Raw genomic sequence first — 13,527 nt, forward strand, 5'->3', positions numbered from 1 at the left:
TGACCGTATGTCGGCAACGCGCTATGCCTATCTCGGCCCCGAGGGCACCTTCACCGAGGTCGCCCTCCGTACGCTTCCGGAAGCCGCCACCCGGGAGCTCGTCCCGATGGTGTCCGTGCCGGCCGCGCTCGACGCGGTGCGCAGCGGGGAAGCGGCGGCGGCGCTCGTACCGATCGAGAACTCCGTCGAGGGCGGGATCACCGCGACCCTCGACGAGCTGACGTCCGGCGAACCGCTGATGATCTACCGCGAGGTGCTGCTCTCCATCAGCTTCGCGCTGCTCGTGCGCCCCGGCACGAAGCTCAGCGACATCAAGACGGTCACCGCGCACCCGGCCGCTCAGCCGCAGGTGCGCAACTGGATCGCGGCGAATCTGCCGGACGTGCTGTGGGAGTCGGCGGCGTCGAACGCGGACGGCGCGCGGCTGGTCCAGGAGGGCCGGTACGACGCGGCCTTCGCCGGTGAGTTCGCGGCGGCGAAGTACGGCCTCGAACCGCTCGTCACCGAGATCCACGACGCCGTGAACGCACAGACGCGCTTCGTGCTGGTGGGCCGCCCCGGCCGGCCGGCCGCGCCGACCGGTGCGGACAAGACGTCGGTGGTCATCTGGCTGGGCGACGACCACCCGGGTGCGCTGCTCGAACTGCTCCAGGAGTTCGCGGTGCGCGGGGTCAACCTGATGCTGATCCAGTCCCGGCCGACGGGAGCGGGGATCGGCAACTACTGCTTCGCCGTGGACGCCGAGGGCCACATCTCGGACCGGCGGGTGGGCGAGGCGCTGATGGGGCTCAAGCGGATCTGCCCGAACGTGCGGTTCCTCGGGTCGTACCCGAGGGCCGGGGTGTCGGTCGAGGACGTGCGGGCGCTGCGGGCGGGGACGTCGGACGCGGAATTCGTGGCGGCGTCGGAGTGGCTGGCGCGCAGTCAGGACGGCCGGGCCTGATCGGCCCGTACTAACTGCGGGGCGTGGCCGCACGAGCCCTGCTCGCGCTAGTCCTACCTGCAGATTTGCGTTACCCACAGAAGTTATCCACAGGACTGCTTCTCGACCTGGGGACAAGTCGACAACGTATCCCGACATGGTCGACAAATCTCCTCAGAGAGCGCCCTTCCGTCCACAGGTCGTCAGGTCGGGCGACGTCACCTCAATTCCATTGATCAACTCTTTAGAGCGAGTAATTCCCACCCGAATGAGCGTGTGAACTGGGTTTGACCGGGGAATCTTCCGCCCCGCATGCACCATTCGGAACGATCTCTTCCGGCATCCACAGATCTTTCGCACAGCCTGTGGATAACCTTCCGAGGTAGTGCATTCCTGTGGACAACCGGTCCGCCAACTCCCGTTCGCCGCAAGGAAGAAGCGTCAACGCGACCGACTGAAAGTGCCCTGTTTCGGGGAATAGTGCCTGTTTTATTGACGTGCACCGGCGGGCGCGTGCGGCGATACCCGTGAGCATTCCCAATATGGGCAATTCGGGCAAATTGCCACGCAATGCAATATCAAGTCGATCGCCGCAAGCGGTCGCGGGTAGCCTGGTGGGGTGATTGACCTTCGCCTGCTCCGTGAGGACCCCGACCGTGTTCGCGCCTCCCAGCGCGCCCGTGGAGAGGACGTCGCGCTCGTCGACGCCCTCCTCTCCGCCGACGAGCGGCGCAGGTCGTCCAGCGTCCGCTTCGACGAACTCCGCTCCGAGCAGAAGTCGCTCGGCAAACTCATCCCCAAGGCCACCGGCGACGAGAAGGCCGAGCTGCTGAAGAAGGCCGCCGAGCTCTCCGCCGCCGTCAAGGCGGCCGACGCCGAGCAGGACGAGGCGGCCGAGGAGTCCAAGCGGCTGCTGCTCCAGCTCGGCAACATCGTGCACGCCGACGTACCGGTCGGCGGCGAAGAAGACTTCGTCGTCCTGGAGACGCACGGCACGATCCGCGACTTCGGCGCCGAGGGCTTCGAGCCCAAGGACCACCTGGAGCTCGGCGAGGCGCTCGGCGCCATCGACGTCGAGCGCGGCGCCAAGGTGTCCGGCTCGCGCTTCTACTACCTGACGGGTGTCGGCGCGCTGCTCGAACTGGCGCTGGTGAACGCGGCGATCGCACAGGCGACCGAGGCCGGCTTCATCCCGATGCTCACGCCCGCGCTGGTCCGCCCGCGCGCCATGGAGGGCACGGGCTTCCTCGGCCAGGCCGCCGAGAACGTGTACCACCTGGAGAAGGACGACTACTACCTGGTCGGCACCTCCGAGGTCCCCCTCGCGGCGTACCACATGGACGAGATCATCGACGCGGACAAGCTGCCGCTGCGCTACGCCGGCTTCTCGCCCTGCTTCCGGCGCGAGGCCGGTACGTACGGCAAGGACACCCGGGGCATCTTCCGGGTGCACCAGTTCGACAAGGTCGAGATGTTCTCGTACGTCAACCCCGAGGACGCGGAGGCCGAGCACCAGCGGCTCCTGGAGTGGGAGAAGCAGTGGCTGACCGGCCTGGGACTGCCCTTCCAGGTGATCGACGTGGCCACAGGTGACCTGGGCTCCTCCGCCTCGCGCAAGTTCGACTGCGAGGCGTGGATCCCGACGCAGGGCAAGTACCGCGAGCTGACGTCCGCGTCGAACTGCGACGGCTTCCAGGCCCGGAGGCTGTCGGTCCGTATGCGCGACGGCAAGAAGGTCCAGCCGCTGGCGACGCTGAACGGCACGCTGTGCGCCGTACCGCGCACGATTGTGGCGATCCTGGAGAACCACCAGTTGGCGGACGGTTCGGTGCGGGTGCCCGAGGTGCTCCGTCCGTACCTGGGCGGCCGTGAAGTGCTGGAGCCGATCACCAAGTGAGCCTTCGCTCCGCCGCCCCTTTCCCGTACAAGCTTGTCGCGACCGACCTCGACGGGACGCTGCTGCGCTCCGACGAGACGGTCTCGGCCCGTACGCGCGACGCGCTCGCCGCCGCCACGGCGGCGGGCGCGGCCCACATCGTCGTCACCGGACGTGCTGTCCCGTGGACCCGGCACATCCTGGACGACCTGGGCTACGAAGGCCTCGCGGTCTGCGGCCAGGGCGCGCAGGTCTACCACGCCGGTGAGCACCGGCTGCTGACCTCGGTGACGCTGGACCGGCAGCTGGCCGGGCTCGCGCTCTCCAAGATCGAGGCGGAGGTGGGCCCGCTGGCGCTCGCCGCCAGCCGCGACGGCCTGGAGGGGGCGGTACTGGTCGGCCCCGGCTACCGGGTGCAGGAAGGCCCGCTTCCTTACGTACCGTTCAAGGACCCCGCCGATCTGTGGTCGGCGCCGCTGAACAAGGTCTACATCCAGCACCCCGAGCTGAGCGACGACGCGCTCGCGCAGGTCGCGCGTCAGACGGTCGGCAGCCTGGTCGACGTGGTCATGGCGGGCCCGGGTGTGGTGGAGATGCTTCCGCTTGGCCTGAGCAAGGCGACGGGCCTGTCGCTGGCGGCGCGGCGGCTGGGGCTCAAGGCCTCGGACACGATCGCCTTCGGTGACATGCCGAACGACATCCCGATGTTCGGCTGGGCGGCGCACGGTGTGGCGATGGCCAACGCGCACGACGAGCTGAAGGCCGTGGCCCACGAGATCACGGCGTCGAACGAGAACGACGGCATCGCGGTGGTGCTGGAGCAGCTGCTCCAGGGCTGAGGGCGCGCGCGACGGACCGGAACGTGTAGCAGGCTGGTCCTTGTGACCAAACCTGATGTCCGAGTGCGCAGGGTGTACGAGCAGCCGTCGGCCGAGGACGGCACCCGGGTGCTGGTCGACCGGCTCTGGCCGCGCGGTCTCAGCAAGGACGCGGCCCACGTCGACGAATGGCCGAAGGCCCTGACGCCGTCCGACGAGCTGCGCCGCTGGTATCACGGCGCTTCCGGCGAGTTCGAGGAGTTCGGCCGCCGTTACGAGGCCGAGCTCGCCGCCCCGGATGCGGCAGAGGCCCTGGACGGTCTGCGTACGCTCGCCAAGGCGGGCCGGGTCACCCTGCTGACCGCCGCCAAGGACCCGGACCGCAGCCATACCGCAGTACTGCTGCGGTTGCTGCTGACCTGAGTGCGGCCCGAGGTCCTCAACGGCGGCCGGAATCAGCGGATCAGCGGATCAGCGGCGCTTACGCCGCTGGCTGCGCTCCAGAGCGCTCAGCCGATGGGAGACGGCGTCCAGCTTTTGGTCCATGCGGTGCTCCATCCGCCGCATGTCGTCGGAGAGGTCGCAGAGGCGGTTGCTGATGGCGCCGACGACCTGGTTGGTGGTTTCGAGCCGCCGGTCGAGCCGGTCCAGCCGTACCGAGATCCCGTTGATGACGGGCCCCAGCTCCTGGAGCGCGTGCCCGACCGAGTCCAGGTGGGACTCGACCTTGGTGACGCGCCGGTCGAGCGAGGCGTAGCCCTCGCGCCAGCCGCTCTCCTCGGCATCGAGGAGGTACGTACGGACGCAGCGGGCGATGTCGCTGTCGCGAAGAAGCATCGCGATGTTCAGGACGGTCCGGCGGGTGTAGAGCGTGAGGTTCGTGGCCGCCTGTGGATAACTTGTCCCCAGGTTGTCGCTCCAGAGGGACAAGATGTCCCTCTGGAAGATGCGCAGGTCATCGCCTCGCAGTACTTGCAACCCGTTCTCGTTGAGTTCCTCCCGATGGCGCTGTACGACCTTCTTCAGGACCTCTGTGGATACTTCGAAATACCGAGCCACGTCTTCTGTGCGGACGTAAATTCCGTCCGGGAGCATGACAAGCGCCTTGACCTTGTCGAGGACGTCGATACGGCCCAGGTGCTCGTCGCGCATCGTGCGCGATTCGAGCAGGGTGACTTCCGATGGCATGAGGATGCCTTCCGTTCGTGAAAGCCGACGATGGACAGCCCTGTCCCCGGGCTTTCAGGGGCGGAGGACGCTCAAGGTGGCTACTCACTCTTGTGACCGGCCCGGATTCGTTCCGGCACCGGCAATCCCCAAATTCACGAACGCTCGACGTCACAGATCCCAGTTGCCTCCACGCAGGGTGAACAACGAGCCGATAAACGTACAGTTACGCGGAAATGCGTCAACCCCCGCCCACAGGGCAGGGGTTGACGGACGGACGAAGACGTTCCGCTTTTACTCCTCGCCCGCGAGCGTCAGCGTCCGCAGCTTCTGGCCCGCGTACCAAGTCGCCGCCGCCGTGACCGCCGCCAGCAGGACCGCCGCCGTAGGCAGTGCGACGTCCGAGGTGATCGTGCCGTTCGCGCCGATCCGTTCCGCCAGGGACAGCGCCCACTGCTGGACGCTGAGCGTGCGCGCGCCGGGCACGAGGCTGCCGAACAGGGTCTCCCACACCAGCGCGTAGACCAGCCCGAAGACCACCGCGTGCCGGGTGACCGTACCGAGCAGCAGGAAGATCGCGCTGTACGCGATCGAGGCGACCAGCGCCGCGACCGTGTAGGCGATCGCGATCTGTCCGCCGTTGCCGTTGAGGATCATGCCGGTGATGAAGGTGGGGATCGCGGAGAAGGCCATCGTCACGGCGATCGCGACGATGAGCTTGGTGAAGATGATCGTGGACCGCTTCACCGGCTTGGAGAGCAGATAGACGATCGAGCCGTCGTCGATCTCCGGGCCGATCGCCCCCGTGCCCGCGATCACACCGATCAGCGGGATCATCGTGGCGAGCGCGAAGCCGCCGAGCACATCGGCGGCCACTTGGTCGTCCGCGCCCGTGAGGACCCGTACCGCTACCGCGATGACCAGCAGCAGGGCCGGCAGGATGAAGAGGACGGCTGCCCGGCGGCGGCCGAGGAGGGCCCGGTAGGTGAGCCGGGCGACTGTGGGTTCGTACATGATCGCTGCAAGCTCCTTTCAGGCCGCTACGAGGTAGGAGAAGACCGACTCGAGGGACTCGTCGGACGGCGAGACCGTGAGGAGCCGGATGCCGTGCGCACGCGCGACCTGCGGGAGCAGCTCGGTGAAGCGGCCGAAGTCGACGGCCTGGATGCGCAGTGCCCCTTCCTTGAGGTCCACTTCGATGCCCGCCGTCGACGGGTCCGCGATCAGCGCGGCGGCGAGCGCACGGTCGTCGCTGGACCGTACGAGATAGCGGTGCGGGCGGTCCGTCATCAGGCGGCGGATCTTGCGGAAGTCGCCGGAGGCCGCATGACGTCCGGCCACAATCACCTCGATGTGCGAGGCGAGCTGTTCGACCTCCTCCAGGATGTGGGAGGAGAACAGGACCGTGCGGCCCTCCGCACCCATCCGTCGCAGCAGGTCCATGAGCTGCATGCGCTGGCGCGGGTCCATGCCGTTGAAGGGCTCGTCGAGGAGCAGCACGGACGGGTCGTGGACCAGGGCGGACGCCATCTTCACGCGCTGGCGCATGCCCTTGCTGTACGTCGCGATCTTGCGGTCCTGTGCGTACTCCATCTCGACGGTGGAGAGCGCCTTGTCCGCCGCGCCGGTGTCCAGTCCGTGCAATTCGGCGTTGGCGACGACGAATTCGCGGCCGGTGAGGAAGTCGTACATCGCTTCCCGCTCGGGCACGATCCCGATGTGCTTGTACACGGCTTCGTTGCGCCAGATCGGCTTCCCGTCGAGGGTGACGGTGCCGGTGGAGGGGGCGAGGAAGCCGCCCATCATGTTGATCAGGGTGGACTTGCCGGCGCCGTTGGGGCCGAGCAGTCCGGTCACGCCGGGGCCGACCCGCATCGTGATGTCGTTGACCGCCACCACATTGCCGAACCAGCGCGAGGTGTGGTCGATGTCGATGGTCGTCACAGCCCGACCTTTCGGTAACGGCGCATCAGCACGGCGTACGAGCCGAAGCTGAGCGCGAGGAGGACGAGCAGGTAGACCATGCCGCTGCCGGCCGAGGGGCCTTCCCCTCCGGGGAAGGCAGAGGTGGCGCCGAGGAAGGCCGTCTGTACGCCGTCGATGAGGGTGACGGGCGAGAAGAGGCCGAGCCATTCCACCGCGCTGTTCGCGCCCTGCTCCCAGGCGATGGCCTGGACGGTGGACACGGCTCCGTACGAGATGGTCAGTACGGCGATGACGGCGGCGACGCCGAAGCCGCGGCGCGGGGTCAGTGCGGCCATCACGAGGCCGAGACCGGCGAAGAGGACGGAGAGCAGTGCCACGGAGACCAGTCCCTGTGCGAACCCCTTCGTCTGGTCCGCGAAGTCGAATTCGGCGAGCAGGGCGCCTGCGTACAGGATCACCAGGGGGGTCGCCGTGAGGACGAAGAGGGCCGAGGCCATCGCCGCGTATTTGGCGAGGACGTAGTCGCTGCGCTCGATGGGGCGTGAGAAATACAGTGGGACGGTTTTGAAGCGCAGGTCGCGCGAGACGGACTGCGGGGCCTGGGAGGCGAGGTAGAGGGCGATGACGGCCTGCAGGTAGATCGCGTACCGCGTGTACGTGACCGGCAGGTCCTTCATTTCCACGGGGGCGGCGACCGCCACCGCGACAATGATCGCCGCGACCAGGCACATCACCGCGAAGAGAATCATCGGCAGCACCTTGGACTTGGCGCTGCGGCCCAGTCCGTACGCCCCGCGCAGTGACTGCGAGAAGAGCGAGCGGCGGGCGTACGCACGGCCGAGGCGGGGGCCGTCGTACGACCGGTAGCCGATGTTGTGGATACGGGTCGGGTCGGTGCCCGGTGTGGTGATTTCAGATGCCATCGCGGCCGGCTCCCTTCTGGTCTGCGGCGACCTGGTGCTGTGCGGCGCCGGCTACGGCGGCGACGGGCTGTTGTTTCCCGCTTTCCGCCGACCGGCCGTGCTCGTCCGTGCGGAACACCTCGGCGATGTGGTGGCGGCGCTGTTCCATCCGTACAAGACCGATTCCGAGGTCCGCCACGGTGTCCCGCACCAGGTCGTACGTCTCCTCGCCGGTCGCTTCGACGAGCAGGATGTGGCCCGCGCCCGGCAGACCGTCCTCCAGCGCCGCGTGGAGGGTGGTTCCGGCGGCGGTGAGCGCCTCGCGCAGCGCGCGGGTGCCGTCCGGGTGGATGTCGGTGTCCGTGACTTCGACGGCGATGGTGGTCGTCGTCTGGGTGAAGTCGCTGGTGGAACTGGAGCGGAGCAGCTTGCCGCCGTCGACGACAACGACGTGGTCGCAGGTGCGCTCCAGCTCGCCGAGCAGGTGCGAGGTGACCAGGACCGAGATGCCGAAGTCGGTGTAGATGCGGCGGATGAGGCCGAGCATCTCGTCGCGGCCCACCGGGTCGAGGCCGTTGGTCGGCTCGTCGAGGAGCACCAGCTTCGGGTCGTGGACCAGTGCCTGGGCCAGCTTCACCCGCTGCTTCATACCGGTCGAGTAGCCGCCGATGGGGCGGTAGCGCTCCTCGTACAGACCGACATGGCGCAGAGTGTCGGCGGTGCGCTCGCGGGCGGCGGTGGGCGGCAGGCCGGACATGCGCGCCATGTGGACGACGAACTCGGTGGCCGAGACGTCGGGTGGCAGCGCGTCGTGCTCGGGCATGTAGCCGACCTGCTCGCGGATGGCGCCGCCGCTGGTGGCGACGTCGAGGCCGAGCACTGCGGCCCGGCCCTCCGTGGCGGGGGACAGACCCAGCAGGATCTTGATCAAGGTGGACTTGCCGGCTCCGTTGGCGCCCACCAGGCCGGTCACGCCGGGTCCGATGTCCAAGGAGAGCCGGTCAAGCGCGGTCACCCTCGGGAACCGCTTGCTCAGGCTTTCGGTCGCGATCACAGTCACATTTCGAAGGTAGTGGCGCAGACCACACCTCGCGTCAGACCAGGCGGCTGGATCCGTGTCCGACTCCAGGCGTACGGACCCGTAGGGGAAACGCCCGAAGTAGGACCCCGGGGGGAGGGCCGGGGCAGGTGCGGGGGCGGTTCCGGGGTGGCCCGGGGCAGATGCGGGGGCGGGTCCGGCGGGCCGCCGGTTATCCACAGGTCGCGCACACCCCTTGACGTCGCCGCCGGGCATTGTCACATTCATCAGTGTCAAGTTACGAGCGCGTACCTACCGCATACGGGACGGACAGGTGGCATGGCTTCAGCAGTCTCAGCAACCTCTGCAGCACAGAGCGAACTGACCGCGGACCTGCGGGGATTCAGGGAGGTGCAGCGCCTCGCCTACGCATGCGCCGAAGCCGTCGCCGCCCAGCTCAAGCCGGGGGTGACGGAGCGCGAGGCGGCGCGCATGCAGCGCGACTGGCTGCGCGAGCGGGGCGTACGGGACTGGTTCCATCTGCCCTTCGCCTGGTTCGGGGACCGGACGGCCTTCGTCAACTTCCGGGTGCCGTTGCAGTTCTTCCCGACGAACCGGCGGCTGGAGCCGGGAATGCCGTTCATCCTCGACATGGCCCCGGTCTACAACGGCTATACGTCGGACATCGGGTACTCGGGGTGCCTGGGCCTCAATCCCGTGCACGACAAGCTGCTCGCCGATCTCGAACCGCACCGTGAGCTGATCCTGCGCGAGGTGCGCGAACGTCGGTCGCTGCGGGAGATATACGAGAACGTCGAACGGCTCATGATCCGCCAGGGATACGCCAACCGGCACCGCGCGTACCCCTTCGGCGTCATCGCCCACAAGGTCGACCGGGTCAAGGAGCGCCGCTGGTCGCCGCATCTCTTCGGGTTCGGTACGCAATCGCTGAAGGGTCTGGCGAGCGATGCCCTGCACGGTCACCGCGACGGCTGGTCGCCGCTGTGGAGCCCGTACAAATTCTCCGACCACCCGCCGCAGCCGGGGCTGTGGGCGGTCGAGCCGCATCTCGGATTCCGGGGTACGGGCGCGAAGTTCGAGGAAATCCTGGTGGTCACCGACTCCCGGGACCCCGAGCAGAGCGCGTTCTGGCTGGACGACGATCTGCCGCATGTGCGGCGCTGGGCAGAGGAGAAGTCGGCGTGAGTCTTCAGGGGGCGCGCGAGCGCTGGGTGCGTACGGGAGGGGTCGAGCTCTGCGTCGCCGAGCTGGGCGATGCCGCGCAGCCGACCGTACTGCTGGTGCACGGCTATCCGGACAGCAAGGAAGTGTGGTCGGAGGTCGCCTCGCGGCTGGCCGAGCACTTTCATGTGGTGCTCTACGACGTACGCGGGCACGGCAGGTCGACGGCGCCCACGCCGCTGCGCGGCGGCTTCACGCTGGAGAAGCTGACGGACGACTTCCTGGCGGTCGCGGACGCGGTGAGCCCGGACAAGCCGGTGCACCTGGTCGGGCACGACTGGGGGTCCGTGCAGGCCTGGGAGTTCGTGACGGTCAAGCGCACCGAGGGCAGGATCGCGTCCTTCACCTCGATGTCCGGCCCTTCCCTGGACCACTTCGGGCACTGGATCAAGAAGCGGATGTCGCGGCCGACGCCGCGCAGGGCAGCCCAACTGCTCGGCCAGGGCGCCAAGTCCTGGTACGTGTACATGCTGCACACGCCCGTACTGCCCGAGCTTGCGTGGCGCGGCCCGCTCGGCAAGCAGTGGCCGAAGATCCTCCAGCGGGTGGAGAAGGTGGCGGCCGGCGACTATCCGACGGCGTCGCTGCCGCAGGACGCGGCGCACGGCGCCTGGCTGTACCGGGACAACGTCCGCGCCCGGCTGCGCAGGCCGCGCGCCGATGCGTACGCCCATGCGCCGGTCCAGCTGATCACGCCGACCGGCGACATCTTCCTCTCGGAGCGGCTCTACGACGACCTGGAGCTGTGGGCTCCGCAGCTGGTGCGGCGCACGCTGACCGCCAAGCACTGGGTGCCGCGCACCCGGCCCGATCAACTGGCCGCCTGGATCAACGAGTTCGTCGCAGGGAACGAGGACAGCGCGGCCGGGGTGGCGCCCAGGGAGACGGCGGCCAAGGGCCCGTACGCCGACAGGTTCGGCGGGCAGCTCGTGCTGGTGACGGGTGCGGCCAGCGGCATAGGGCGAGCCACCGCCTTCGCGTTCGCCGAGGCGGGAGCGCGGATCGTGGCCGTCGACCGGGATGCGGAGGGGGCGGCCAGGACGGCCGAGATGGCCCGGCTGATCGGGGCGCCGCAGGCCTGGGGTGAGACGGTGGACGTCAGTGACGAGCAGGCGATGGAGAAGCTCGCCGAGAAGGTCGCCACCGAGTACGGCGTCGTCGACGTCCTGGTGAACAACGCCGGCATCGGCCTTTCGGGCTCCTTCCTGGACACCACCGCCGAGGACTGGAAGAAGGTCCTCGACGTGAACCTGTGGGGCGTCATCCACGGCTGCAGGCTCTTCGGCAAGCAGATGGCCGAGCGCGGGCAGGGCGGCCACATCGTCAACACAGCGTCCGCGGCGGCGTACCAGCCGTCGAAGATGCTGCCCGCGTACAGCACGTCGAAGGCGGCGGTGCTGATGCTGAGCGAGTGCCTGCGGGCGGAGTTCGCGGGACATGGAATCGGTGTCACGGCGATATGCCCTGGGTTCGTGAACACCAACATCACCGCGACGGCGCGGTTCGCCGGGGTCTCGGCGGACGAGGAGAAGCGCCGGCAGAAGCGGTCGACCCGGCTGTACGGGCTGCGCAACTATCCGCCGGAGAAGGTAGCCGAGGCGGTGCTCAAGGCCGTCGTACGCAACCAGGCGGTTGTGCCGGTGACCCCCGAGGCGCGCGGTGCCCACTTCATGTCCCGCTTCGCCCCGAGGACGCTGCGCGCCATTGCCCGAATGGAGCCGCCGCTGTGAGCACGGAGGAGCGAACCGGGAGCGCCGAGAACGCCGAGAATGCTGAGCACGCCGAGAACACAGAGCACTACGCCATAACGCCCCGCCGGGTCTCGTTCGACTGGCGCGATACGCCGCTGCACTGGATACCGGACGAGCCCACTGCCACACATGTGATCAATGTGCTGCACCTGCTGCTGCCGGCGGGGGAGCGGTGGTTCGTCAAGGTCTTCAAGGAGGCCCTGCCGCTGGTCCGCGATCCCGAACTCCTGAAGGACGTCAAGGGGTTCATGGGACAGGAGGCAACACACAGCGTGCAGCACGCGTATGTGCTGAACCATCTGGCCGAGCAGCAGCTGGACACCCGGCCTTACACCAAGCATGTGGATTTCCTGTTCGAGAAACTCCTGGGCGAGGCACCGCCGTTCGGCGTGCCGATACCGGCGCAGGAGTGGCTGCGCTTCCGGCTTTCCCTGATCGCGGCGATCGAGCAGTTCACCGCGGTCCTGGGGAACTGGGTGCTGCACGCCGAGGGCCTCGACCACGCCGATCCGGACGCGGTGATGCTCGACCTGCTGCGCTGGCACGGCGCCGAGGAGGTCGAACACCGGGCGGTGGCCTTCGACATGTACCAGCACTGCGGCGGGTCGGGGCTGCCCCGGTACGCCCGCCGCATCGAGGGCATGGTGGTGGTCGCCCCCACGCTGCTGTGGCTGTGGGCGTGGGGCGCGGCGTACCTGATCCGGCACGACCCCGAGCTCGCCGGCCGGCTGCGGTACTCGCTGCGCGAGCACAACAGGGCCGTCGCCAAGGGCTTGCTGCCCACCTGGCGCGAGCTCGGCTCCGCGATACCGCGCTACTTCCGGCGGTCGTACCATCCCTCGCAGGAGGGCTCACTGCGCAAGGCCGTCGAGTACCTCGCGACGTCGCCCGCGGCTCGCGCCGCCGCGGGTGCGGTGGGCCGGGCAGCCCTGTCGTAGGCGTGTGGGGACCGAGGGAGTGAGCGTGTCAGGTCAGCCGACAGCCGAGTACCGGATCGAGGACTTGGCGCACCAGAGCGGTGCCACGGTGCGTACGATCCGCGCCTACCAGGACCGCGGGCTGCTCCCCAAGCCGGAGCGTCGCGGCCGGTCCAATGTGTACGGGGACACGCATCTGGCCCGGCTCCACCAGATCGCGGCGCTGCTCGACCGCGGCTACACCCTGGCCAGCATCAAAGAACTGCTGGAGGCCTGGGACGCGGGGAAGGGGCTCGGCGGGGTGCTCGGTCTCGTCGCCGAGGTCAACGGGCCGTGGACGGACGAGAAGGCGGACCGGATCTCGCGGGCGGAACTGGACGAGCGATTCGGCGGGAAGCCCGACGACGAGGCGGTCGAGGACGCGGTGGAACTCGGGGTGCTTGAACGTATCCCGGGACGGGACGACGAGTTCCTGGTGCCGTCACCGCAAGAGCTGGCTGTGGCAGCCGAGTTGCATGCGGCCGGTGTGCCGCTGCTGGCAATCTCCGGCCACCTGAGGGAACTTCGAGGCCAGGTGGAGCACATCGCCACACGCTTCCTGGAGTTCACCACGGAGCACGTGTTCGCGCGCTACCTCGGTCACCGTCCGCCCACGGACGCAGAGGCGGCCGAGGCGGCGGAAATGGTGCGGCGGTTGCGGCCGCTCGCGCAGCAGACCGTGGACGCCGAACTGGCCCGTGCCATGCAGACGTTCGCCACCCGTCACCTCCAGCAGCACCTCGGCGCGGCAGCTCCGCCGATGCCGGGGCCCGAGTCGGAGATTGTCAGCCTTCCCGAAGAGACAATGCGGGCGGTGCGCGGGCTGGTTGGGTCCGCCAACGCAGCTGCGTTCATCGCGGCTGCCGCTGAACGTGAGGTGCAGTCCAGGACGTTGGACTCGCTGGCCTCAAATGGCCTGATATCCGGCGAACTTGATCAAATGCCTTGA

At 68.5% G+C, this 13,527-nt stretch carries 13 protein-coding genes; 8 read left to right on the forward strand and 5 right to left on the reverse strand.

All coding sequences use genetic code 11. The features are described 5' to 3' along the window. The first annotated feature begins 7 nt into the window (after nucleotides 1-7). The 4 genes from pheA (at nucleotide 8) to PXH83_RS14115 (ending at nucleotide 4,039) form a co-directional block, all read left to right on the forward strand. Complete coding sequence (gene pheA, locus PXH83_RS14100; protein WP_274560447.1) at nucleotides 8-943, forward strand: prephenate dehydratase; 936 nt, start codon at nucleotides 8-10, stop codon at nucleotides 941-943. A 598-nt stretch (nucleotides 944-1,541) separates the two neighbouring features. After that, complete coding sequence (gene serS / locus PXH83_RS14105) at nucleotides 1,542-2,819, forward strand: serine--tRNA ligase (protein WP_274560449.1); 1,278 nt, start codon at nucleotides 1,542-1,544, stop codon at nucleotides 2,817-2,819. Next, nucleotides 2,816-3,637, forward strand: a complete 822-nt coding sequence (locus PXH83_RS14110; protein WP_274560451.1) for an HAD family hydrolase — start codon at nucleotides 2,816-2,818, stop codon at nucleotides 3,635-3,637. The genes serS and PXH83_RS14110 overlap by 4 nt, the downstream gene beginning before the upstream one ends. 42 nt (nucleotides 3,638-3,679) lie before the next feature. Continuing rightward, nucleotides 3,680-4,039, forward strand: a complete 360-nt coding sequence (locus PXH83_RS14115; RefSeq protein WP_274560454.1) for a DUF488 domain-containing protein — start codon at nucleotides 3,680-3,682, stop codon at nucleotides 4,037-4,039. Between the two features lie 48 nt (nucleotides 4,040-4,087). Here PXH83_RS14115 and PXH83_RS14120 read toward each other — a convergent pair whose 3' ends face one another. The 5 genes from PXH83_RS14120 to PXH83_RS14140 all read right to left on the reverse strand — a co-directional run bounded on the left by PXH83_RS14120 (nucleotide 4,088) and on the right by PXH83_RS14140 (nucleotide 8,665). Beyond that, nucleotides 4,088-4,804 carry a hypothetical protein gene (locus PXH83_RS14120; protein WP_274560456.1) on the reverse strand — a complete coding sequence of 239 codons (717 nt, stop codon included), beginning with the start codon at nucleotides 4,802-4,804 and terminating at the stop codon, nucleotides 4,088-4,090. Nucleotides 4,805-5,077: 273 nt separating this feature from the next. Further along, on the reverse strand, nucleotides 5,078-5,797 hold the full coding sequence (locus PXH83_RS14125; RefSeq protein WP_274560458.1) for an ABC transporter permease: 720 nt from the start codon (nucleotides 5,795-5,797) through the stop codon (nucleotides 5,078-5,080). Between the two features lie 18 nt (nucleotides 5,798-5,815). Beyond that, nucleotides 5,816-6,727 carry an ABC transporter ATP-binding protein gene (locus PXH83_RS14130; protein WP_274560460.1) on the reverse strand — a complete coding sequence of 304 codons (912 nt, stop codon included), beginning with the start codon at nucleotides 6,725-6,727 and terminating at the stop codon, nucleotides 5,816-5,818. Then, nucleotides 6,724-7,632 (reverse strand): ABC transporter permease, encoded by a 909-nt coding sequence (locus PXH83_RS14135; RefSeq protein WP_214927923.1) that lies wholly within the window; start codon nucleotides 7,630-7,632, stop codon nucleotides 6,724-6,726. Before PXH83_RS14135 ends, PXH83_RS14130 begins: the two co-directional genes overlap by 4 nt. Continuing rightward, on the reverse strand, nucleotides 7,622-8,665 hold the full coding sequence (locus tag PXH83_RS14140; RefSeq protein ID WP_274562827.1) for an ABC transporter ATP-binding protein: 1,044 nt from the start codon (nucleotides 8,663-8,665) through the stop codon (nucleotides 7,622-7,624). The genes PXH83_RS14135 and PXH83_RS14140 overlap by 11 nt, the downstream gene beginning before the upstream one ends. Nucleotides 8,666-8,968: 303 nt before the next feature. On the opposite strand from PXH83_RS14140, the gene PXH83_RS14145 reads away from it, so the two are divergent. The 4 genes from PXH83_RS14145 to PXH83_RS14160 all read left to right on the forward strand — a co-directional run bounded on the left by PXH83_RS14145 (nucleotide 8,969) and on the right by PXH83_RS14160 (nucleotide 13,527). Next, complete coding sequence (locus PXH83_RS14145) at nucleotides 8,969-9,835, forward strand: M24 family metallopeptidase (protein WP_274560466.1); 867 nt, start codon at nucleotides 8,969-8,971, stop codon at nucleotides 9,833-9,835. Continuing rightward, a complete protein-coding gene (locus tag PXH83_RS14150; protein WP_274560468.1) occupies nucleotides 9,832-11,601 on the forward strand; it encodes an SDR family oxidoreductase in 1,770 nt (589 codons plus the stop codon). Before PXH83_RS14145 ends, PXH83_RS14150 begins: the two co-directional genes overlap by 4 nt. 74 nt (nucleotides 11,602-11,675) lie before the next feature. Further along, nucleotides 11,676-12,560, forward strand: coding sequence for a metal-dependent hydrolase (locus PXH83_RS14155; protein ID WP_274562828.1), 885 nt, complete (start codon nucleotides 11,676-11,678; stop codon nucleotides 12,558-12,560). Between the two features lie 25 nt (nucleotides 12,561-12,585). Beyond that, on the forward strand, nucleotides 12,586-13,527 hold the full coding sequence (locus PXH83_RS14160) for a MerR family transcriptional regulator (RefSeq protein ID WP_274560471.1): 942 nt from the start codon (nucleotides 12,586-12,588) through the stop codon (nucleotides 13,525-13,527).

Origin of the sequence: Streptomyces spiramyceticus, assembly GCF_028807635.1 — a bacterium.
GTDB lineage: Bacteria > Actinomycetota > Actinomycetes > Streptomycetales > Streptomycetaceae > Streptomyces > Streptomyces spiramyceticus.